The 22,087-nt window shown below is 46.1% G+C and carries 19 protein-coding genes, 2 tRNA genes and 1 pseudogene; 12 read left to right on the top strand and 10 right to left on the bottom strand.

Annotated features, from left to right (window positions below; genetic code table 11):
- Positions 1 to 111 precede the first annotated feature (111 nt).
- The gene (locus tag MOX91_RS05870) at positions 112 to 978 is read left to right on the top strand and encodes a TorF family putative porin (RefSeq protein WP_370397152.1); all 867 of its coding nucleotides are present in this window, start codon (positions 112 to 114) and stop codon (positions 976 to 978) included.
- A 216-nt stretch (positions 979 to 1,194) separates the two neighbouring features.
- On the opposite strand, the gene hpf is transcribed toward MOX91_RS05870, so the two are convergent.
- Positions 1,195 to 1,572: a ribosome hibernation-promoting factor, HPF/YfiA family gene (hpf, locus tag MOX91_RS05865; protein ID WP_370397151.1), complete on the bottom strand. Its 378-nt coding sequence runs from the start codon at positions 1,570 to 1,572 to the stop codon at positions 1,195 to 1,197.
- A 59-nt stretch (positions 1,573 to 1,631) separates the two neighbouring features.
- Between hpf and MOX91_RS05860 the strand changes: the two genes are divergently transcribed.
- The 8 genes from MOX91_RS05860 to MOX91_RS05825 all read left to right on the top strand — a co-directional run bounded on the left by MOX91_RS05860 (position 1,632) and on the right by MOX91_RS05825 (position 11,762).
- Positions 1,632 to 2,516, top strand: coding sequence for an SDR family NAD(P)-dependent oxidoreductase (locus MOX91_RS05860; RefSeq protein WP_370397150.1), 885 nt, complete (start codon positions 1,632 to 1,634; stop codon positions 2,514 to 2,516).
- A 16-nt stretch (positions 2,517 to 2,532) separates the two neighbouring features.
- On the top strand, positions 2,533 to 3,522 hold the full coding sequence (locus MOX91_RS05855) for an NAD(P)H-dependent glycerol-3-phosphate dehydrogenase (protein ID WP_370397149.1): 990 nt from the start codon (positions 2,533 to 2,535) through the stop codon (positions 3,520 to 3,522).
- Positions 3,523 to 3,544: 22 nt separating this feature from the next.
- The gene (coaE, locus tag MOX91_RS05850; RefSeq protein ID WP_370397148.1) at positions 3,545 to 4,114 is read left to right on the top strand and encodes a dephospho-CoA kinase; all 570 of its coding nucleotides are present in this window, start codon (positions 3,545 to 3,547) and stop codon (positions 4,112 to 4,114) included.
- Positions 4,115 to 4,149: 35 nt separating this feature from the next.
- Positions 4,150 to 6,342: a transcription termination factor Rho gene (gene rho, locus MOX91_RS05845; protein ID WP_370397147.1), complete on the top strand. Its 2,193-nt coding sequence runs from the start codon at positions 4,150 to 4,152 to the stop codon at positions 6,340 to 6,342.
- 43 nt (positions 6,343 to 6,385) lie between these two features.
- Positions 6,386 to 8,089: a GspE/PulE family protein gene (locus MOX91_RS05840; RefSeq protein ID WP_370397146.1), complete on the top strand. Its 1,704-nt coding sequence runs from the start codon at positions 6,386 to 6,388 to the stop codon at positions 8,087 to 8,089.
- Between the two features lie 21 nt (positions 8,090 to 8,110).
- Positions 8,111 to 9,796, top strand: coding sequence for a GspE/PulE family protein (locus MOX91_RS05835; RefSeq protein WP_370397145.1), 1,686 nt, complete (start codon positions 8,111 to 8,113; stop codon positions 9,794 to 9,796).
- Positions 9,797 to 9,814: 18 nt separating this feature from the next.
- Positions 9,815 to 11,044 (top strand): type II secretion system F family protein, encoded by a 1,230-nt coding sequence (locus tag MOX91_RS05830; protein WP_370397144.1) that lies wholly within the window; start codon positions 9,815 to 9,817, stop codon positions 11,042 to 11,044.
- Positions 11,045 to 11,677: 633 nt separating this feature from the next.
- A tRNA-Ser gene (locus tag MOX91_RS05825) sits at positions 11,678 to 11,762 on the top strand.
- Between the two features lie 227 nt (positions 11,763 to 11,989).
- Here the strand turns inward: MOX91_RS05825 and MOX91_RS05820 are convergent.
- The 3 genes from MOX91_RS05820 to MOX91_RS05810 all read right to left on the bottom strand — a co-directional run bounded on the left by MOX91_RS05820 (position 11,990) and on the right by MOX91_RS05810 (position 12,994).
- Positions 11,990 to 12,065 (bottom strand) — tRNA-Thr (locus MOX91_RS05820).
- Between the two features lie 114 nt (positions 12,066 to 12,179).
- Positions 12,180 to 12,557, bottom strand: coding sequence for a putative periplasmic lipoprotein (locus MOX91_RS05815; RefSeq protein WP_370397143.1), 378 nt, complete (start codon positions 12,555 to 12,557; stop codon positions 12,180 to 12,182).
- Positions 12,554 to 12,994: a hypothetical protein gene (locus MOX91_RS05810; RefSeq protein WP_370397142.1), complete on the bottom strand. Its 441-nt coding sequence runs from the start codon at positions 12,992 to 12,994 to the stop codon at positions 12,554 to 12,556. The genes MOX91_RS05815 and MOX91_RS05810 overlap by 4 nt, the downstream gene beginning before the upstream one ends.
- Positions 12,995 to 13,103: 109 nt before the next feature.
- On the opposite strand from MOX91_RS05810, the gene MOX91_RS05805 reads away from it, so the two are divergent.
- Positions 13,104 to 14,429, top strand: a complete 1,326-nt coding sequence (locus MOX91_RS05805) for a mechanosensitive ion channel family protein (protein ID WP_370397141.1) — start codon at positions 13,104 to 13,106, stop codon at positions 14,427 to 14,429.
- Positions 14,430 to 14,466: 37 nt separating this feature from the next.
- On the opposite strand, the gene MOX91_RS05800 is transcribed toward MOX91_RS05805, so the two are convergent.
- The 4 genes from MOX91_RS05800 to MOX91_RS05785 form a co-directional block, all read right to left on the bottom strand.
- A complete protein-coding gene (locus MOX91_RS05800; protein WP_370397140.1) occupies positions 14,467 to 15,789 on the bottom strand; it encodes an NCS2 family permease in 1,323 nt (440 codons plus the stop codon).
- Between the two features lie 118 nt (positions 15,790 to 15,907).
- A complete protein-coding gene (locus tag MOX91_RS05795; RefSeq protein ID WP_370397139.1) occupies positions 15,908 to 16,219 on the bottom strand; it encodes a TRL-like family protein in 312 nt (103 codons plus the stop codon).
- A gap of 107 nt (positions 16,220 to 16,326) precedes the next feature.
- Positions 16,327 to 18,360, bottom strand: a complete 2,034-nt coding sequence (locus MOX91_RS05790; protein WP_370397138.1) for a heavy metal translocating P-type ATPase — start codon at positions 18,358 to 18,360, stop codon at positions 16,327 to 16,329.
- 2 nt (positions 18,361 to 18,362) lie between these two features.
- Positions 18,363 to 18,653 carry a metal-sensitive transcriptional regulator gene (locus tag MOX91_RS05785; RefSeq protein ID WP_370397137.1) on the bottom strand — a complete coding sequence of 97 codons (291 nt, stop codon included), beginning with the start codon at positions 18,651 to 18,653 and terminating at the stop codon, positions 18,363 to 18,365.
- 268 nt (positions 18,654 to 18,921) lie between these two features.
- Here MOX91_RS05785 and MOX91_RS05780 point away from each other — a divergent pair, with 268 nt between their 5' ends.
- Both MOX91_RS05780 and MOX91_RS05775 read left to right on the top strand, forming a co-directional pair.
- On the top strand, positions 18,922 to 20,352 hold the full coding sequence (locus tag MOX91_RS05780) for a glycoside hydrolase family 127 protein (RefSeq protein ID WP_370397136.1): 1,431 nt from the start codon (positions 18,922 to 18,924) through the stop codon (positions 20,350 to 20,352).
- A 15-nt stretch (positions 20,353 to 20,367) separates the two neighbouring features.
- Complete coding sequence (locus tag MOX91_RS05775; RefSeq protein WP_370397135.1) at positions 20,368 to 21,252, top strand: DUF4986 domain-containing protein; 885 nt, start codon at positions 20,368 to 20,370, stop codon at positions 21,250 to 21,252.
- Between the two features lie 22 nt (positions 21,253 to 21,274).
- On the opposite strand, the pseudogene MOX91_RS05770 reads toward MOX91_RS05775, so the two are convergent.
- A pseudogene (locus MOX91_RS05770) lies at positions 21,275 to 21,671 on the bottom strand (IbrB-like domain-containing protein); the annotation flags it as partial.
- A 28-nt stretch (positions 21,672 to 21,699) separates the two neighbouring features.
- Positions 21,700 to 21,858: a DUF3440 domain-containing protein gene (locus MOX91_RS05765; protein WP_370397264.1), complete on the bottom strand. Its 159-nt coding sequence runs from the start codon at positions 21,856 to 21,858 to the stop codon at positions 21,700 to 21,702.
- Positions 21,859 to 22,087: the final 229 nt, after the last annotated feature.

The following is a 22,087-nucleotide window of genomic DNA, read 5'->3' as shown; positions in this document are numbered from 1 at the left end:
TTCATTTTTAAAGTATAAAAAACAAGCCGATTTGTTTTTTTGGCTGGACTTTTAAATCTTATTGGATTTTTATTTTATTCCTAATTTCTGTTTAGAAGGATTTACTAAATTATGAAAAACATGCTAAAAACTACATTATTTGCGGGCGTTGCAGCAATGCTCGCTCCGTTTACGTTCGCGGCTGACGCCGCCCAACCCGCGGCACAACAGCCGCAGCAGGCTGAAAAAAGCTTCTTGAGCGCAGACAAGTTCTCCGCTTCTGTTTCTTTCGCCTATGAAAGCAACTATGTTTTCCGCGGCATCAGGGAAGCGCAAGACTCTCTCCAGCCCGAAGTTGAAGTTGCATACGCCATTACCGACGCTCTCGGCGCGTATATCGGCGTTTTCAACAACTCTCCTCTGGACGACAACTATACTGAAACCGACATCAACCTCGGCATGACATACCAGGTTGCGGCGTTTACGTTTGACTTGGGTTACACGCTCTACTGGAACACCTCTTTGGGCGCAAAGAAAGCCTGCAAGTTCGACACAACAAACGAACTCAAAGTCGGCGTTTCTTACGATACAAGCGAACTCTTGGGCGACTTTGCTGTAACTCCGAGCCTCTATTACTATTACGACTTTGACATGGAATGCAATACGGTTGAAGTTTCTTTGGACTACTCCGCTCCGATTTCAAAGTGGATTTTGGGCGAAGGCAAAGACTTCCTTTCGTTGGACACTTCAATCTATTACGGATACAGAAACGGCAGCCGCTTTAAGACTGACAATGTTGTTTACCACGACTCGAACGGCTACAGCTATGTCGGAATCAATGCCGATCTCGTTTTGCGCGTGAATGAAATTTGCGCTTTGTCTTTCGGCGTTCGCTGGGCAAACGTAAATGCGCACTCTTCTGCCGCGACAGAAACCCGCCCCTTCGGAAAGTATGCCGACACTGTATGGTTTGGCACTTCCATGACAATGGGCTTCTAATTTAAGCGACATAATATCGCGCGGCGCATCGCTTTTAAGCGTTGCTCGCGTTGCAATAAAAAAGGCGGTTTTAGGTATTTCCTAAACCGTCTTTTTTTACGTTTAATAGAAAGGGAGTAGAGTATCAAAAGCTCATAATTTCCTAAGTCTTCTTGCAATATTTTAGCATAAAAAAAGCGGAGAAGTAAAATTCTCCGCTTTTTGTTAAACTAATTATTATCTTGCGCCTGCTTTTACGGCGTTTGGAATATTGTTTGAAATATCGACATTCTTGACTTGCTTTGTCTTGACCTTGACCAATCTGCGGGCACGGCGGATTTTGCGGTCAAGCTTGTCGGCAAGCTCGTTTATGGACTTGTACATGTCGCTTGAAGCGATACTTATCACCATGTCGGGACCTTCAATTTCAATTCGCCCTTTCGCAATGAATTCGTCTTCATGGTTGCGGTTCGGGCTGTACTCCAAGTCAATTCTTAGTCTTATGATTTTTTCCTGGTGCTTGAAAAGTTTTTCCATCTTTGAATAGACTTCCTGCTTCAATGAGTCTGTCAATTCGAGGTTCTGTCCGGAGATGATGATTTCGTTGTTGTTCATGTTTTCCTTTCTGTTATGGCTTGATGCCGTGATGAAATTGTGAAATTATCTTTGCCAATATGAATATCGGTAATTCGCAAAAGAAAATAAAGAGCTCCGTAAAAGAAAATCGCCAAACGAGGAAAATTCTCGAACACTTGTCCCGAAACTACAATGCCGTCATCTTGACGGGAGGAAGTTCGGGAATAGGTCGCTCTTTTCTTGAACTGGTTTATAGATTACCAAAAAATATTTTAATATGCAACATTTCTCGTTCGGAAAGTGAAAAATTTTTTGAAAGGGAAAACGTTTTCGACTTTAAATGCGACTTATCTTGCTTATCACAAATAGATTGCGCATTTGACGGGATTTTAGAAAAAATCAAAAAAAACGCCGAAAAAAACGCGGATTTTCCGAAAAACAGAAAAATTCTGCTCATAAACAATTCGGGATTTGGCGGATACGGGCTCTTCCCCGAGCCGAATTTGGAGCATAACGCAAATATGATAGACGTAAACGTCCGCGCCCTGACTTACCTCAGCGGAAAATTTATCGGCTTAATCCGCGAAAACGGCGGCGGAATCATAAATGTTGCAAGCACCGCGGCGTGGCAGCCGTGCCCGTATTTGAGCGTTTACGGGGCGACGAAGTCTTATGTCATGAATTTTTCCCTCGCGCTTGACTATGAATTACGCAAGTTCGGGGCGACCTGCCTTTGTCTTTGCCCGGGTCCGACGACGTCGAATTTTTTCAGGCGCGCGGGGTTTGACAAGCGTCCGTTGAAGTCGAATTTCGGGCATGAGCCGGAACAAGTTGCAGAAGCCGCCCTGTACGCTTTTTGCGCCGGAAAAAATTTAAAGGTTGTAGGATTGTTAAATTCTGTGCTAACATTCATAAATTATTTAATACCGCGAAGCGTAATGGCAAAAATTGCGGGTGCGATTTTGGCCAAAGTTCGCCAATAAATTAAAAATACCGATTATGGCAAAGTTTCAAAAAGTTGCAGTGTTGGGCGCGGGCGCGTGGGGAAGCTCGCTTGCAATTATTCTTTCAAAAAACATACAGAATGTTTCCGTTTGGGCAAGAGAACCCGAAGTTGTGGATTCCGTAAAAAAATCGCGGACGAACTCGCTTTTTCTTCCCGACATCGAAATTCCTGAAAATGTGGCGTTCACAAATAATCCGCAGGAAGCCATAGAAAATTCCGAGCTTTTGGTTTGGGGCGTTCCCATACAGTATCTCGACGCCACCGCCAAGAAATTTTCGCCCTTCGTTAAAGATGGCGCAATTATGATAAACGCGGGCAAGGGCATTGAAATCGGCACTTGGCGCAGACCTTCGCAAGTTCTTAAAGCGTGCGTTGCCCATTCGGGAGCTTGCGGCTCCATTATGGGGCCTAACATTGCTTTTGAAGTGGCAAGGGGCAAGTATGCGGAAGCAGTTGTCGCCCTTGAAGACAGGGTTTCTGCCGAAATGTCGGCAGAGGCTTTCACGACCCCGACTTTCAACGTGCGCCCCACTCAGGACGTTGTCGGCGTGGAAGTCGGTGCTGCATTGAAAAACATCGTGGCTCTTGCCGCGGGTTTTTGCGACGGCATGAATTTGGGCGCGAACACGAAGGCAATCATTATGGCGCGCGGATTTCAGGAAATTTACCGCGCATCGGCTTCTCTTGGCGCGTGGAGCGATTCTTTCATAAAGGAATCTGCAATATTGGGGGACGTTCTCACAACTTGCATGAGCCCCGATTCGCGCAACCGCAGGACTGGCGAACAGCTCGGAAAGGGCGCGAGCGTTGAGGCGGCTTTGGCGGCGTTAAACGGCAGGGTTTGCGCGGGGTTGGAGACCATTCAAATTTGCAGAATGTTTGAGAAAAACGGCTTGAAACTGCCGATAATGTCAACCTTGTGCGATTTGTCGGAAGGCAAAATCGACCGCGCTACCTGTTTAAAGCGCATGCTTTGCGCGTAGCGGGTTTACGTGCGCTTTTTCCATGAAAAAAGTTTTGATTGCTTTAACGGGGTCGATAGGCGCGGGCAAGAGTGCCTTGGGCAAGGCGTTTGAAGAGTGCGGAGCATGCGTTTTGGACGCCGACAAGCTTTCAAAGCGCGTTTTGTTTGAAGACGAAAGCGCGGTAAAGGAAGTTTACGCGCTTTTTAAGGAAGATGGGTTTACAGACGGAAAGCCCGATGCAAAGAAGATTGCAAGCATTGTGTTTTGCGACGCTCGAAAGCTTGCCTTGCTTGAAAACATCATACATCCACGCGTCGAAAAACTTTGGAAGGACGCTTGCAAGGGCGGCGTTTGCGTGGTTGAAGTTCCGCTTCTTTTTGAAAAAAATCTTGAAAAGGAATTCGATTTTTGCATTACTGTTTTTTGTAGCGAGGATTTGCGGAGGAGAAGGCTCTTGAAAAGAGGTCTTTCGGAGCGTGAAATTGACAGGCGCGATTCATTTCAAATGCCGCAATCTGATAAAGTCGCCCGTTCGCACGCCGCGTTTTTCAATGACGGCGACGCCTCTTTTTTAAAGGCTCAGGCGGAGTTGTTTTTGGCGCGCCTTTAATATTTTCAATCTGTTTTGTTTAAAATAAGTTTTTTATGGACGAAATAAATCCCGAACAAGAAGCAATCGGCGAAATAATGCCGCAACCGGCCCCCAAAAAGAGAAGAGGGCGCAAACCAAAAGCACTGAAAGAAGCGGAGCTTGCAGCCGAACTCGCATTGAAGTCGGAATCCGCTCCCGCCGAAGAAGACATTGCGTGGGAAAAAGATGCAAAGGAGCCTTTAATCGAATCCCGTTCGGAAGAAGAGCCGCCCTCTGAAATTTCCGAACCTGAAACGCAGGACGCCTACGACGAAGAGGCGGAGTACGAATCTTACAGCCGCCGCAACCGCGAGCGCGAAAACAACATTAGAAACGACGAGTTTTCTTTCACGGGCGGAAGCGAATACGAGGAGCCTGAATCGGAAGAAAACAGCGATGGCGACGAAATCCCCACGCATTTTTCCACCGAGCTTGCCGACTTGGAGCAGGATTCCTACCGAAATAGGGAAGACGATTTAGACGACGCCGCAGAAGAGGCGGAAAATCATCCGCAACAGCAGTTCCGCCAGTATCAAAACAACAGGAGCCAAAACAACCGCAACAAGTTTAACCGCAACCAGCGCAATCAGCCGCGCCAAAATTTCAACGCTCAGCGCGGTCAGCAAAACCAGCGTTCCCAGCAGAATTTGCGCAACGCCCAAAATTCGCGCAGTCAGCAAAACCAGCGCAATTCCCAAAACCAGCGCGCCCAGCAGAAAAACACCCGCAAGTGGATGAAATTCGGCGACCGCGATATTCAGGAATCTTTTAATCCCGAAGCCTATTCGGACTTTGCAGAAATTGGAAATTCCGAAAAATTGAGGGAGTTTGTCGAAAATAATATAACAGAAGAGACGCCGATTTTCAACTATTCGTCTTTTTACGGGCTTTCAAGAAACGAGCTTCAGCAAAAGCTTGACGAAATCGGTGTTGAATTTGACAGATTTTCGGGCGCGGACGCTATGTTTGTTTCATTTTTGAAACATGTGCGCGGCAAGCACGGTGCAATTTCAGTCGAGGGCATTTTGGACGTGTTTGAGGGAGGCTTGGGAGGCGCGATATGTTTTGCATGCGACAGCTACAAGTTGAAAAAATACTGCGTTTTCGTTCCGCAAAAAGTAATTGAGCAAAACGGCTTGCTACGCGGATGCAAAGTCAAGGGGCTTGCTGTTGTTCAGGACCGTTCGGCGGATGAGGTAAACGGCGGAGTTTCGGAAAACGCCTTGGAGTCGGAAGCTTCGATTGCGGAACCCAAAGAGGAATATCCCGTAAAGGCTCCCGTTTTGGTAAAGGTTGAAAGCGTGATGGATATGGACGTTGAAGATGCCCGCGCGCTCACTCCTTTCAACGAGCTTACTCCGTACTATCCCACGCGCAGAATCATTCTTGAAGCCGAACCGAATTGCGGATGGGACAATTTGTCGATGAGGGTTGTCGATTTGCTTGCGCCTATCGGCTTTGGTCAGAGGGCTTTGATTGTTGCGCCTCCCAGAACCGGCAAAACCGTTCTCATGCAGGGTATGGCAAAGTCTATACGCAGAAACGTCCCCGACGCGCATTTGATTGTTTTAATGGTTGACGAACGCCCCGAAGAAGTGACGGATTTCAAAAGGAGCGTTGACGCCGAAATAATTGCGTCCACTTTTGATGAAGATGCGTTCAGCCATGTGCATGCCGCCGAAATGGTCATAAGCAAGGCTCGCAGAATGGTGGAGGCGGGAAAGGACGTCATAATTCTTTTAGACTCCATAACGCGCCTTGCAAGAGCCTATAACGCACTTATGCCGAACAGCGGCAAGATAATGTCTGGCGGCGTTGAGGCAGGCGCGCTTCAAAAGCCGAAGAGATTTTTCGGTTCCGCCAGAAACATCGAAGGCGGCGGCTCGCTCACCATTATCGGCACTGCACTCGTTGAAACAGGCTCGAAAATGGACGAAGTCATATTCGAGGAGTTCAAGGGAACCGGCAATTTAGAGCTGCATTTGGACAGGTCTTTGGTGGAAAAGAGGATTTTCCCCGCGCTTAACATCGAAAAAAGCGGAACGCGAAAGGAGGAATTGCTCTACCATCCCGATGAAATGAGCAAGATTTACCAGCTCAGAAGGGCGATGAAAGGCGTTCCGAGCGCGGAATCCATGGAGCTTTTGCTGCAAAGATTAAAAAAAGTGAAAACAAATGTTGAATTTCTCGTAGGAATCAATAGATAGTATATCTGTTTACTCTATTTCATCTATTCACAAGAACAAATATATGACATCGGCGGACGATTTTATTATCCAATTATTGTCGGACAAAGGTTTGGTTAGTGCGGATGTAATAAGCGACGCGCGGTCCCAGCTCGAAGGGGAAGGGGTTGGCGTTGACGTTATTGACTCCCGCATAATCGACCTGCTTGTCGAAAAAAAATACACCCGTTTTGAAGACATTGTGCATGCGCTAAGCGAAGAATTCGGAATTCCCGAAATCGACTTGAACGATTTGCGCATTGAAGACGATGTAAAGAAGCTCCTTCCAAAGGAAGAAGCCTTAAAGTACGGAGTGTTCCCTATTTCCGTGCATGAGGGGCAGCTCGAAATCGCAATAAGCGACCCTCTCAACGTAAACGCTTCCGACGATATAAGCCACTTGGTGGGAATGCCGCTTGACATGCGCCTTGCGTCTCCTGACGCAATCAAAAGGGCTATTGAGGAGCATTACGGCTCGTCCACTTACGATGGAATGTTTGAGGGCGTTGGCGATTCTTCAGACGGCGGCATTGCAATAGAAGAGGGGGCAAGCGAAGAGGAAGCCCCGATTATCCGTTATGTACATAAGCTCATAACCGAGGCGGTTCGCCGCAGGGCGTCCGACATTCACTTGGAGCCTCTTGAAAAGCGTTTCAGAGTCCGCTACCGCATCGACGGCGTTTTGATCGAAGTTGAAAATCCGCCGAAGCGTTTGCAGCCTTCGATTATTTCCCGCTTGAAGTTGATGGCAAACATTTCCATTGCGGAAAAGAGAATTCCGCAAGACGGGCGTATTCAAATTGCGTACGAAAAGAAAGACATCGACTTGCGCGTTTCGAGTCTGCCCACCGTTTACGGGGAATCTATCGTCATGCGTATTCTCGACAAGGAAGGCTTGCGTTTGGGCTTGCCCGAGCTTGGCTTTTTCTCTGACGACCAAACTGTTTTCGAGCGCGTGGTCAGCATGGCGGACGGCATATTCTTGGTAACAGGTCCGACGGGTTCAGGCAAATCCACAACGCTCTATTCTGCAATCAATTTCTTAAACCACCCCGACAGAAAAATCATCACGGTTGAAGACCCTGTCGAATACCAGATGTCGGGCGTAAACCAAGTACAGGTTAAGCGCGAGGTAGGCATGACTTTTGCGGCGGCTCTGCGCTCAATGTTGCGCCAAGCGCCAAACATAATAATGGTTGGCGAAATTCGCGACTTGGAAACAGCTGAAATTGCAATCAATGCTTCTCTTACGGGGCACATGGTGTTCTCCACACTCCACACGAACGATGCGGCAAGTGCGGTGACGCGTCTTGTCGATATCGGCGTAAAGCCGTTCCTTGTGTCGGCTTCTTTGCGAGCCGTTTTGGCGCAGCGTCTCGTAAGAAAAAGCTGCGCTCAGTGCAAGGAAAGCTATATTCCCGATTCCAAGGTTTTGCAGGCTTTGAACATCAATGAAATCGAAGCCGCCAAGATGTCGTTTATGAAGGGCAGGGGATGCCCCAAGTGCAACGGCATCGGCTACAAGGGTCGAATGGGATTGTTTGAAATCTTCCTCGTAAACGAAGAATTGCAGCAAATGGTTTATGAAGGCAGAACTTTGGTTGAAATCCGCCAAAAGGCGCGCGAACTCGGCATGAGAACAATGCGCGAAGACGGCATTCGCAAAATTTCGAGCGGGCTTACCACTCCTGACGAAGTTCTGAAAGTCACAATGAACGAGGCTGATTAAAAATAGCAAAGGAATTTCAAAATGTTTGAAGACCACAATAGCACCGTTTACGAAATAATGCTTGCGTCCAATTTGATAGACAAGGCGCAGCTTGACGATTTAAATCAAACGCACGTCGATACAGGCAAGTCGCTTGCCGACGTAATCATAGGTTCGGGTTTGGTTGAAAAAAATGCCTTTTTGCAGGCAATCGCGGACAATTTGAGCTATGAATACATGCCTGCTCTTCCCTCCGACATCCCTCAGGAAGTTTCCAAGCAAATTAGGGCGCAGGTAGCGAGAATGTACGGGGTTGTCCCGCTTGAATGCACCGACACCACGATAAAAGTTCTGGCAATGGATCCCTTCAACAACTCCATTGTTGACGACTTGACATTCTCTTTGAACAAGGATGTTTCGATTGTCGTGGCAGATCCCGCGGCGGTTGAAAATCTGTTAAAACAGATTTATGGGGAAGAAGATTCGAGCATAGACGAGCTTCTTTCCGAAATTTCAGGGGTTAATTTCGGCGAAGGCGATATGTCCGAAAACGACATATCCAACATGGCGAACGAAACGCCGATTATCAGGTTCGTAAACCTCGTTTTGCAGCAGGCAATTCGCGACAAGGCGTCCGACATACACTTCGAGCCTTTTGAGGACTGCTTCCGCATACGCTACCGTATCGACGGCGCGCTCTACGAAATGGCTCCTCCTCCCAAAAGCCTGGCATTGCCCGTTATTTCCCGCGTCAAGGTTTTGGCTAATTTGAACATCGCCGAAACCCGCATTCCGCAGGACGGCAGAATTAAAATGTCGATTTCGGGAAGACCGATTGACTTGCGCGTATCTACTCTTCCGACGCAGTTCGGCGAATCCGTGGTGCTTCGTATTCTCGACAAGTCCGTCGTAAACCTCGACCTCGATATGCTCAGCATGTCCGACGAAGTAAAGTCGAACATTCGCAGGCTTGTAAATCTGCCAAACGGAATTTTCATCGTAACAGGCCCTACGGGTTCAGGTAAGACTACAACGCTTTACTCCGCATTGCGCGAAGTCAACACCGTTGACGTCAAGATTTTGACGGCTGAAGACCCTGTCGAATACGAAATCGACGGCATCATGCAGGTTCAAATCAACCACCATGTGGGCTTGGACTTCGCGAGCGCATTGCGCTCCTTCTTGCGTCAGGACCCCGACAAGATAATGGTCGGCGAAATCCGCGACTTGGAAACTGCGCAGATTGCGGTTCAAGCGTCCCTCACGGGGCACGTCGTTTTGGCGACTTTGCACACAAACGACTCTCCGGGCGCGGTGACAAGACTTATGGATATGGGGCTTGAACCTTATCTTATCGCGGCTTCTCTTGAAGGCGTTTTGGGTCAGCGTTTGGTTAGAAAAATATGCCCGTCATGCAAGACGGCTTACGAGCCAGACCAGGAGCTTATCGATATGCTCGGCGTTGACCCGATAGAAATTGCCGACAAGCAGTTCTTCTTCGGTAAGGGATGCCCCGAATGCGCAAACTCCGGCTACCGTGGCAGACAGGGCTTGTTCGAGCTTCTTTTGGTAAACGACGCGCTGCGCCAACTCATCACCGCCCGCGCTCCGACTCTTGTCTTGAAGCAAAAGGCAATAGAACTCGGAATGCGCACTTTGCGCGACGACGGCTTGCGCGCTATATTCGACGGCGCGACGACGGTTGAAGAAGTTTTGAAGTACACCTAATTTCAATAAAGGCACATTATGGCAAAATTCAGATATATAGGAAAAAACAAGGACGGCAAAGAGGTAAACGACGTCATTGAAGCTTCGAGCGAAGCCAATGCCCGTATGCAGCTTGGTTCGAGCGGCATAAAAGTCGCCCGAATTGCCGAACTTACGGAAGGCGAATTGGCAAAGAAACCAAAAAAAGCGTTGTTCGGTACGGGTGTCTCAAACGAAAATGTGACAATATTTTCGCGACAGCTTGCGACGCTTTTGAAGGCGGGCTTGCCTCTTTTGCGTTCATTGGAAGTAATCAGCAGGCAGGAAAAGAACCCCTACTTCAAGTCGGTTTTGGAGCAAATCGCCGACAACGTGAGAACGGGTAATAAATTTTCCGACGGCTTGTCGCAGCACCCCAAGATATTCGACCACCTCTATGTGAACATGGCGCGCGCGGGTGAAGCGGGCGGCGTATTGGACGTCGTGCTTGACAGAGTCGCGACATTCCAGGAAAAGGCCCTTAAAATCAAGAGCAAAGTGAAGGGCGCAATGGTCTATCCTATCGTGATTATGGTTGTTGCGGTCGTCATTGTCAGCGTCTTGATGGTGTTCGTCGTTCCGAAATTCCAAAAGATTTTCGACGATATGTTAAAGGGCGCGCAAATGCCCGAAATCACCCAAATTGTTATCGGCATTTCAACATTCATGAAAGATAATATTTTGGCGACGCTCGGCATTATCGTTTTTGCGTTTGTATTCATCAAGATATTCTTCAAAACGAAATTCGGTAAACGCCTCTGGGATATTGCAATCTTGAAACTTCCCAAAATCGGCAATCTCGCAATGATGTCAACCGTTGCGCGCTTTACACGCACATTCGGCACTTTGCTGGCTTCGGGTGTTCCAATTCTTGACGCCCTTAAAATCACAAGCGGCACCATCAATAATGTTGTCATTACGGACGCTTTGCAAAGAGTCCACGACAGGGTTAGAGACGGCGAAAATCTTGCAGGTCCCTTAGACCAGCAAAAACTCTTCCCCACAATGGTTACGAGCATGGTTGAAGTCGGCGAAGAAACGGGGCAGCTTGCGGAAATGCTAAACCGCATCGCTGATAATTACGACGAAGAAGTCGATAACGCGGTAGGAGCGGTAACATCAATCATCGAACCTATAATGATTTTGCTTATGGCGGTTGTTGTCGGTTCCATCGTTATCGCGCTTTTCTTGCCGCTCATTCAAATCATCCAAACACTTACCGGCGGTTGATTTTTGGGAAAAATTCAAAATTTTGGGAGAGCTTCGTTTTGCGAAGCTCTTTTTTTATAAAAACAGAAAAGGGCAGGGTGCATTCTTTGGTTTTTTCAATACAGTTTTTGATAGGCTGTAAAGTTTATGCAAAGCACCTTTTTTATGGAATATTATGAAATAAAAACTTGGGGATTTAGCCCGAAAAATGGCTATATTGCCAAACGTTTGACCTAAACTAAAAAAACCTTAACTTTGTATCACAACGAGTACTCCGATTTTTTCTTTGAAGACAATCGCACATTTTTTTGACTATTTTTACTGTGATTTAACGTCTAGAGGGATTTTTTGCAATATTCCCAAAATCTCTGCCATATTTTTGAACAAAAAAAGGAACTGCAAGCTCTTTGTAATTTTCCTGTAATATAATTTGTAAAACTTTCCTCAATATTTCTTCCTAAAAGCGATTAAACGATAATTTATGTCAAATAAATCAGCGCGATATATTTTTTGTATTTTTCGCAGATTTTTTGTGAATTTCATATTTGAGAATTTTTTTCTTACAGTGAAAAAACTAATGCACTTTTGATAAAAAAATAAAATATAAAGCTTGCAAGGGAAGAGACAATGTGCATTATAAAACAAATATTTTTAGGAGAGATGGCAGAGTGGTCGATCGCGGCGGTCTTGAAAACCGTTGAGCTGCAAGGCTCCGGGGGTTCGAATCCCTCTCTCTCCGTAAAAACCGCAGATTAAAAAATCTGCGGTTTTTTTGTGGAGAGGGTGGGGGATGATTATCCATTCCACAACCTTTGGTGAAGAACGGAAAAAGTGTGCAAAAGTAAAGCATTTTTTGCATACTTGTTGCATTTTAAAAATGCAAGAATAATGCAAAGTATGCAAAAGGCAATCCCCGCAAACCTATACAAATAAAGGCTTTCCCGTTTAGGAAAGCCTTTTTTAAAGTGGAGCCGGCTATAGGACTTGAACCTACGACCAGATGATTACAAATCAACTGCTCTACCAACTGAGCTAAGCCGGCATTATTTTTTTATCATCTCTGATTTTTAAAAATAATATTCGTTCAAATATGCAAAAGATTTTTCTTAAAGCAAGACTTTTTTTTGTTTTTTTTCAAGAAAGTTTAAAATCTGCGCTATTTTAAAGCGGTTGCATTTGATTTCAAGACTTGTCTCCAAACTATCCAAAGCGAAAATCCTCCCGTCCACATTGTATGGTGGCGAACGTCTTTTATTGTTTTTGCCCCAAGATTTTCGGCTTCTTTTTTTATCATTTGGGCGTTCTTTTCGATTGTAACCTTGTCTTTGAAAAATGTCATTGAAACATCGTTTGGATAATCCGAGTTTCCGCAGCATATTGGCAGAAAGCCGAATAGGTAATAGCCGTAGTTTTCGGCGAATATCACGCCTGCGACGTTTTCGGGATTATTTTCAGGAATGTTTTTGCTGACTTGGGTTGTTGCGCAGCCGCACAGAAAAAACAGGCAAAGCGCGGGCATTAAAAATTTTTTCATTTTGCGTCCTTTTCAATCTTGAAATTTTCCGAGTAAATTGCGGCGGATATTTGGATTTCCTTGAACCAGTAAATTCCAAGCGTCGAGCCCAGATACGGAACCCAGCTGAATATACATGTCGATGTTTGCGAAACCTGGATGTTGCTGAAAGCATCCGCATTATCTTTTGCGCATTCGTCTTTCAGTGTTTGCATTGCCTTGTCGAGGTTTACGTTGTCGCTGAAAAGTTCAAACGAGCCGTCTGAAAGCCCGCCGCAACCGAGCGGAATGCAGTTAAAGAGGTAGTAGCCGTAGTTTGAAATTAAAATTTGCCTGTATGTTCCGTTTCCGCCTTTTATTTCGGGGGAAGAGTCTGACTCCGTGTATGTTATGCTTGTGCATCCGCAAATGCACGACAGCGCGCATGCAATGTATAGCATCTTAAAAAAATTTTTCATAAATTTCATATTATGTCTTAAATATTATTTTTAAAGAAAAAATTTTCTTTACTTCTTCGGTGCATTTAAACAAAAATTTACCGAAAATACATATTAAGATAATATTTTTATGAAATTTTTTAAGTACGCAGTTATTGCTCTTGTTGTTTTTTTTCAGTCGGGATTGTACGCTCAAAATGCCGAGCCAAGTAATGCGCCTTTGGCGGAGGCTGAAACAAAGCTTTCCGAAGAGGAGCTTGAGCATAGGCGCAGGCAGGAGCAGATAGACCAAAGCGCGATAGAAACGGTCGAGCACATGCAGAGCTTTTTAAACAGGGGCTTGGATTTGGTTGAGTCAAAATCTCCCGCGCTCGGCGGCTTTTTAAAGCGCGAATGTTTTGGAATTGCGCTTGTCAGGTATGTCGTTTCCGCCCTGATTCTTTTTTTCACTTTTGTGATTTTAAAGTATTTGTTTAATTTTCTGTTCGCGCGGCTTTTGGCGCTCTCAAACAGAAATGGACAAGGCGGGTTTTGGGGCGAATTTATTGTAAAAATCCGAAAGCCCGTGAACATGGTCGTGTGGGTTTTGGGCATATATTTTGCAATCGCGTTTCTCTTCGACGATTTGGGGGTGATAAAAATCACGTCGAGGGCGATAGGGATATTGTTTTGGTGCGCCTTGTTTTGGGCGGTTGTGATTTTGGCGGACGCTCTTTTCTTTGTTGCGAACAAAAAGCTGAAAAGCAAGTCTGCGAAATCCACAGTGAATTTGCTGGAATTTTTAAGAAGGGTTGTAAAATTTTTCATCGTGGTGATTGCGGTTTTGTCAATCCTTACGAATTGTGGAGTGAATGTTAACACGATAGTCGCATCTTTGGGAATAGGCGGAATGGCGCTGGCTTTCGCCTCTCAGGACACAATCGCCAATTTCTTTGGTTCGGTGTCCATTATTTTGGACAGACCTTTCATCGTGGGGGACTGGGTCAAGACTTCCTGTTGCGAGGGAAATGTTGACGCCATAGGCTTTCGTTCGACGCGAATCAAGACTTTCTCAAACACGATGGTTACAATACCAAATTCAATTCTTGCAAAAGACAGCGTTGAGAACATGTCGAAAATGCCTGTTCGCAAGGTTAATCAGGTTTTGGGCTTTACGTATTCTTCCACTCCCGAGCAGATTTCGGAATTTTTGCCGAAACTCCGCAGTTTGGTTTTAAATACGGACGGAGTTGCCGCCAATAACGGGGCAAGGGCTGAATTTTTGAATTTCGGAAGCTCGTCTTTGGATATATCTTTGGTATATTACACAAAGGAAATAGACTATGCGAACTATGCCGACGTTCAGACGCGCGTCAATTTGGGCATAATGAGGCTTGCCCATGAGTGTGGGCTTTCATTTGCCTTCCCGTCCACTTCGATTTACATAGAGGAAGACAACACAAAAAAGCATTCTTAAATGAAAAATCCCGCCTGAAAAAAGCGGGATTTTTTTGTTAAATTGCGAATAAAAACAGGCACATTACGGCAAACAATCCCCAGGTGGGCGCGCTTATCTTTTTTATTCTTGATGAAGCTGCCATCATTAAAACATACATTATGACGCCGAATGCGAAGCCTTTGGTTATGCTGAATGAAAGCATAATCATCATCATGCAGAATATTGCCGGCATATGCTCCGCGGGGTCTTTTGTGTTCAGCGAGCCGATGCCCGACATCATCATTATGCCCACCAAAATCAGCGCAGGGGCTGTTACAAAAGCGGGTATTGACGAGATTATTGGCGTAAAGAAAAGCGCGGCGGCAAAGCAAATGCCGGTTATGATTGAAACAAGCCCCGTGCGTCCGCCGTCTTCTATTCCTGACGCAGATTCCACGAAGCATGTCACTGTTGACGTGCCAAGCAGCGCGCCCATTATCGTCGAGGAAGAATCGACAACCAAGGCTTTTGATAGCGATTTCGGCTCGCCGCAGTGATTTGCAGATTCCATTCTTTTGCAGAGCGCCACAACTGTCCCGATGGTGTCGAACAAGTCGAGCAAAAGCAGGGTGAATATTACGGGAAGAGAAGTTCTGATGTCCCTGAACGGATAGGCAAAATCGAGCGCGCAGAAAGTTTGCGATATTGAATTTGGAAGCGACACGATTTTCTCGGGCATTTTCGCGAGGGGGACTCCGTCTGCATCGGGCACGAAGAATGCGATGGCGGTTATCGCGAGAATGGAATAGATAATCGCGCCGCGCACTTTTTTGGCAATCATGGACGCCATTGCCGCAAAGCCGAGCAGGGTAAGCCATACTTGCGGAGTGTCCAAATTGCCGAGGGCAACGAAGGTGGCGTCGTTTTTTGAAATTATGCCCGAATGCTGCAAGCCCATGAACGCAATGAAAAGCCCGATGCCGCATTGGAGCGAAATTTTAAGAGCGTTTGGAAGGGATTTTATGATTTTTTCCCGCACTCCGCATATTGAAATCAGCAAAAACACTATGCCGTTATAAAAGGTCACCGACAATGCCTGCTGCCATGTAAGCCCCATTCCGGCGCAAATTATGACCGCGAAGTAGGTGTTTGTCCCCATTGCGGGGGCGGCGGCAATCGGCAGGTTTGAATAAAGCCCCATTGCGATTGACGATATTATGGCGGCAATCGCGGTTACGGTAATAAGCCCTGCGGCTTCCATTCCCGTGCTCGAGAGGATTGCGGGATTTACCGCCAGAATGTAAGACATTGCGGCAAATGTCGTAAATCCTGCGGTAATTTCGGTTTTTACCGTCGAATTGCGTTTTGAAATTTCAAAAAATCTGTCTAAAAAATTCATTGTCGAAACTATTGTTCATTGCCGAAACTATTGTTTTTTTATTCTGGCGTGGCAACTTAAAATCCAAAAAAAGCGCGCCAAAATTTTAGGCGCGCTTGCGTGCGATTTAAATTTTAAATTATTCTCCGTAAACGATACATTCGTATTCGCCGATTATGCCGCATATGTTTTTAACTTTCCAGTCAACGGCATGTATGGTTTTGATGTTGCCGTTTTTAACCGCTGCGGCAATGCTTGCGTCTCCGCGGGCAACGAGAGACATGATCGTTTTGCAGGAAGATTTGCCAACCTTCATTTTAGAAACGTCAAGGGAAGACGATGTCGCCGTTACGGGAATTTGCACGTCTGTGAAAGCCATGCCGTTTGGTTGAAGGGATGCGCATCCTGTAAGCATAAGACCCGCAATCATTGGAAGGATAATTTTTTTCATGTTTATTTTATATTTTAGGGTTTTTAAGCCATAAATTCATTTTATATGAAGCAATATGCTTTTATGTTAAGATTTAAAATAAATATTGAAAATATGTCAATGCTTTTTTAGGAGTTTTTGCTTGAATTGAGTATTCTCGCCGAATTTAAAACAACCATTACGGATGCCAAATTGTGCCATATCGCTCCCGTCACGGGGTTAAGTATTCCGTAGGCTGCGAGGATTACCGCAAGGATGTTCACCGACATTGAAATCGTTATGTTTGTTTTTATAGTTAAAATTACTCTTTTTGACAGCGCAAATATTTTTGGAATGCTTGCAAGATTGTCATTCATTATTATTATTTCCGCATTTTCAAGCGCGATGTCGGAGCCGAGGTTTCCCATCGATATGGAGCAGTCCGCGTATGCGAGGCTCGGGGCGTCGTTTACGCCGTCGCCTACCATGCAGACTTTACCGTTCTTTTTCAGCTCTTCAATCGCTTTCAATTTGCCGTCGGGGAGCATGTTGGCGTAAAAAGTCTTTATGCCTGCAAGATTCGCGGTTTTTTCGGCGGATTTTTCATTGTCGCCTGTTAGCATCACGCAGTCTGCGCTTTTTAAAATGCTTTTTACGGCTTCTGCGGCGTTTTCTTTTAAATTGTCTTCAAACGCGATGTATCCGAGCGTTTTGCCGCCTGCTTTTACAACTGCAAGCGTTTGCCATTCGCCGCCCTGTATTTTTTTAAGTTCGTCTGTGTCTGGTTTCCCGACATACACATTTTGTCCTTCGCACTCGCATTCCACGCCGAAGCCCGGCAATACTTTCTGGTTTGATGAGGGCAGGGGCAATATGGATTTTTCCTCTGCGAATTTTAATATCGTATGCGCTATCGGGTGCGTCGAAGAGGCTTCCGCGGACGAGGCGTACTTTAAAACGTCGCTTTCGCCAAACGGCGCGTTTGCAATGACTTTTCGGACGCTTATTTTGCCCGTTGTCAGCGTCCCTGTCTTGTCGAAGGCGAATGTTTTGCATTTGCCAAGCTCTTCGAGCGCGGTTGCGCTTTTTATTAAAATGCCGCGCTTTGCCGCAAGTCCGATGCCTGCCGCAATCGCTGTCGGGGTTGCGAGGACGAGGGCGCACGGGCAGAACACGACAAGAATCGTAACTCCCCTTGTAATCGACTCGACGGGGGATTTCCCGAGTGCAAAATGCGCAAACATCCCCGTTAAAATTGAAAACAATATCGCGGCGGGCACGATGTACGACGCCCACTTGTCGGCAATCCTCGCGATTGGGGCACGTTTGCCTTCCGCCTCTTTTACGAGGGCTATCATTTTTGCTATCGCGCTTTGCGAAGCGTCTTTCAGAGCTTTTATTTCAATCCTGTTTTGCGCGTTGAAGGTTCCCGCCAGCACGCTGTCTCCCGCCGATTTTTCAACAGGGACGCTCTCTCCCGTCAAGTTTGACTGGTTGACGGATGTCGAACCCTCCAAAATCACGCCGTCAGCGGGAATTTCCGAGTATGGCAAAACAACCAATATGTCGTTTGGCTTTATCTCGGAGGCTTCAATTTCGACCGTTTCGTTGCCTCTTTTAAGGAGTGCCTTTTGAGGCGAAAGAGACGCGAGCCTTTCAATACCTTTGCGCGACTTCCCGACCGTGTATTCTTCGAGCATTTCGCCAAGCGCCATTAAAAACGCTATTTCTCCCGCCGCGAAAATGTAGCTTGAATGGGAATGCCCGCCCGCCGCTTCGGGATTTGCCAAATATATGAATTGAAGGAGTATCGCCGCAAGCATTGCCGTCGTAATCAGAAGTGGTGCGGTTATCTTGCCGTTTTCAATGAGAGATTCCCTTGCCGATTTTGCGATTGGAAGCCCGCACAGTATCACCGCAATCCACGACGGGTCGGATAGGGGAAAGTGAATCCAACCAATCCATTCGCGGGAAATGCAAAAACTCAAAACGAGCGTTGCGAGGGAAATCAGAAGCCTTGATTTTTCGCTTAAAAAGCTTTTGCTTTTTTTGCCGCATCCGCATTGATGGCTTTCGCATTCGTGTTTTTCTTTGTGTTTGCATCCGCATTCATGTAAGTGTTTTACGCCGCTTTGGCAGCATTTATGCGGTTCTTCTTCTTTATGATGGCAGCAGCATCCCATAATTATCTCACTTTTTTTAAATATTCCACAAGTTCATCGACAAGCGTTTCGTCCTTGTGTTGCAGGGAATTTTTTATGCAGACTTTCAAATGGCTTGCAATGACGCTTGTCCAGACCCCGTGCAGCGCGCCCGATATCGACGATATTTGGCGGAGAATATCAATGCACTGCTCGTCTTCTTCTATCATTCTTTGTATTCCGCGGACCTGCCCCTCTATCCGTTTGAGGCGCAGGCACAGCTGTTTTTTTTCGCTTTCGCTTCTGCAATGTGGCGCAATTTTTTTGTTTTTCATAATACGATATACCCCTATACCCTATAATGCCTGCGTCAAGCTTTTTTTGTGGAAATGTTTCCGCGCGCCAAGCGGCATATTTTGCGCGGATTAGGTGTCGCTTGCTTCACTGTAATATTGCAAGCGTTTGGCGCGGCGCAAAAAGTTCGTTTATAATAAGGTCATGAAAAAAATATTTCCGCTTTTGTTGCTTTTGGTATCTTTTCCTTTTGACGCTTTTTAGCAAAGCAGGCTGTATCCGCAGCATTTCGATTTATGCGAGGTCAGCTTGGGCGGCGGGATTTTTAAAAACGCCATGCAAATCAACAACAGGCTTTTAATGGAATATGACCACAATCGCCTGCTAACCCCCATTATGCGCCAGGCGGGCTTTGCCGACTGGGAAAAACGCCATCCTAATTTCCGCAACTGGGCGGAGGGGGACTTTCGTTTGGACGGGCATATCGCGGGGCATTACCTTTCGGCGTTGGCGTTCGGGTACGCTTCGTCGGGCGATAAAAAAATTAAGGCAGAGCTTTTGTCGCGCTTAAATTACATGGTTGACATGATAGACAAGGCGCAATCGATTTTTGATGGCGACAAAAGCGGAATGTATGGTTATGCAGGCGGAATGCCCCACAACGAAATGTGGATAAACATTTATAACGGGAATCCGACTTTTGCCTACAAGGCGGAAGGCCGTGATTTTTACGGCGCCGTTCCTTTTTATGTAATCCACAAAATGTACGCGGGGCTTCGCGACGCCTACATTTACGCTGGGAACGAAAAGGCAAAAAAATGCTTTAAAAAACTTTGCGACTGGGGCATAAATTTGGTCTCCAACCTAAGCGACAAACAGCTTCAGGATTTGCTAAAAATCGAGCACGGTGGAATGAACGAAGTCTATGCCGACGCCTATAAAATTTTTGGTGAGCAAAAGTATTTGGACGCCGCCAAACGCTATTCGCAAATCGAATTCATCGACGGAATGCAGACTCTTAACCGCGACTTTTTAAGCGGAAAACACGCCAACACCCAGGTTCCGAAATACATCGGCTTTGAGCGTATTTCTCAGCTTGACAAAAATTCCGAAGACGCAGGTCTGATGTCGAAATACAATTTGAGCGCGCGCAATTTCTGGACGGACGTTGTCGAAAACAGGACGCTCTCTTTTGGCGGCAACAGCGTTGACGAACATTTCTTGCATCAGGATCAAGGGATGCGCTATATCGAGCGCACAGACGGGCCGGAAAGTTGCAACACAAACAATATGTTAAAGCTTTCGGAAATGCTTTTCGCCGACACCCATGACGCCAAATACGCGGACTTCTACGAAAAGGCGATGCTAAACCACATCCTTTCCACCCAAAATCCGAGAACGGGCGGATATGTCTATTTTACGAGCGTGCGCCCGATGCATTACAGAATGTACTCGCAGGTAAACAAGGGCATGTGGTGTTGCGTGGGGACGGGAATGGAAAACCACGGTAAGTACGCCCACTTCATTTATACGCACGATAAAGACACGCTTTTTGTGAACCTCTTTGTGGAAAGCGCGCTGAAAAACAAAAAGTTTGCGGTAAGGCAGACGACTAAATTTCCGTACGAACCAAAAAGCGAAATTGTTGTCGAGAAATCAGGCATGTATTCCATCGCGGTGAGGAAGCCGTCATGGTGCAAAAATTTTGAGGTATTCGTAAACGGGAAAAAATCAGGCTAAGAAACATCAGGATACTTGAAGATAACCCGCAACTGGAAAAAGGGCGACAAAATTTCAGTCTCGATGCCGATGGAGCTTTCCTTGCAGGCATGCCCATCAAATGAAGATTATGTTGCTTTTACTTACGGCCCTGTCTCGCTTGGAGCGATTGCGAGCCGCGAAGAGCTTGTGCGCCAGTTCGCTGAAGAGGGCAGAATGGACCATGCTCTCGGAATAGGCAAACAGTGGAATTTGCTCTACGCCCCGATTCTCTTGGGAGACAGGGAAAACCTCCTTGAAAAAATCCGCCCTTGCGACATCTCAAAATTGGAATTTAAGATAGATGAAAACGTCTATGCCGATAAAAAATACGCCAATCTAATATTGCAGCTGTTCTTTAAAATACACGAAGCCCGCTATATGCTATATTGGTTCCAGCCCTCAAAGGTACGCTGGCAGGAGCACAAAAACAAGATGCAGGAAATCGAAAACGCAAAGCAGGAGTTGGAAAAACGCACGCTTGATTTTGTCGCAACGGGCGAACAGCAAAGCGACGCGGGGCACGTTTTGAAAGGGTCGTTCGGCAAAGGCGAATATAACGGCGAAAAATACGTGGATTCATGGATTAGCGGATGGTTCAGCTACCTTTTGGAAAGGAAGGGAAAAAAGAACGTTGCACTTAGAATGCGCTTTACGGCAGAAGATTCATATAGAAAATGTACCATTTCAATAAACGGCAAAGTCTTTAAGGAAAATTTTTCTCCCGTTCCTCAAAACGGCGAACGCAGTTTCTTTGAAATCGAAATGCCAATTCCGGAATCATTTTTAACGGAAAGCGACGAAGTTGTAGTGAAATTCGAGGCTGACAAGGGAACTCCGAACCCGGGGCTATACTACCTCCGCCTTGTCGAGGATAAATAGATAATATTCCATTTTAATTCCCGCTTTTTCCCATTTCGACAAGCTCGGCGACTATATTGCTCATAAGGTCGGCATCGTGGGAGCCGCGAGCCCTGTTGTGCCTTATGGTTGACGCCATTCTGTCGCTTATGGGTCTGTCTATTGTCGTCACGGTCAGGCAATCTCCTTCGCGTTCGTAAATGTCATTGTAGGTCTTCATTATCATGTAGCGATGAAAGCCGTCCACGACCTCGTAAACATCTTTGTCTTTTATGTGGTAGCAAACGATGGGCTGGGTATATCCGTCCTCTTTTATGGAGTCGTAGAGCAGCTTCATTTCAGGAGGCGCGACTTTGTTGGGGTTATAGGCGTTTGCCTGTATTTTTTTCAAGCGGTATGCGCTTTATGTTATATACGGGGCTTATAAATGGCTTATTCATAAATTTATATATTTTTTCATCAATTCTCTCATCCGCTCCTGTTGCGTTTCGTTTGCGAAAAGCTGAGACTTGCGCACAGATAATCGTTTTTTAGTATGCAGGCGCACATTCTGCGCCATGTTGGGGCGAGTTTTTTCTGCTCGAAGCCGTTATCAAGACAGTCGGGAATGCCTTTGTATCTTACAATCGTTTCCAGATATGGAGACTTCCTATCTGTTATAACCGCTTCTTTGGGAAGAAGCAGATGCGCTCATCGTCAAAGGTAGTGGGATGAGGGTAGAAGAAGTAGAAAAAAATGGAGGCAAAGAGGACGGAAGTCCTACAATGCCTCTGATGCTGTTTAGTTTTTATAGAGTAATACGAAGTTGGCGAAAAGGTCGAGACTTTTTTGCGAGGTTGGAATACAAACAAGACGG

Origin of the sequence: Intestinicryptomonas porci (assembly GCF_033971905.1) — a bacterium.
GTDB lineage: Bacteria > Verrucomicrobiota > Verrucomicrobiia > Opitutales > Intestinicryptomonadaceae > Intestinicryptomonas > Intestinicryptomonas porci.
Note: the sequence above shows the minus strand (reverse complement) of the source record. Positions and strands in the feature narration are given on the sequence as shown.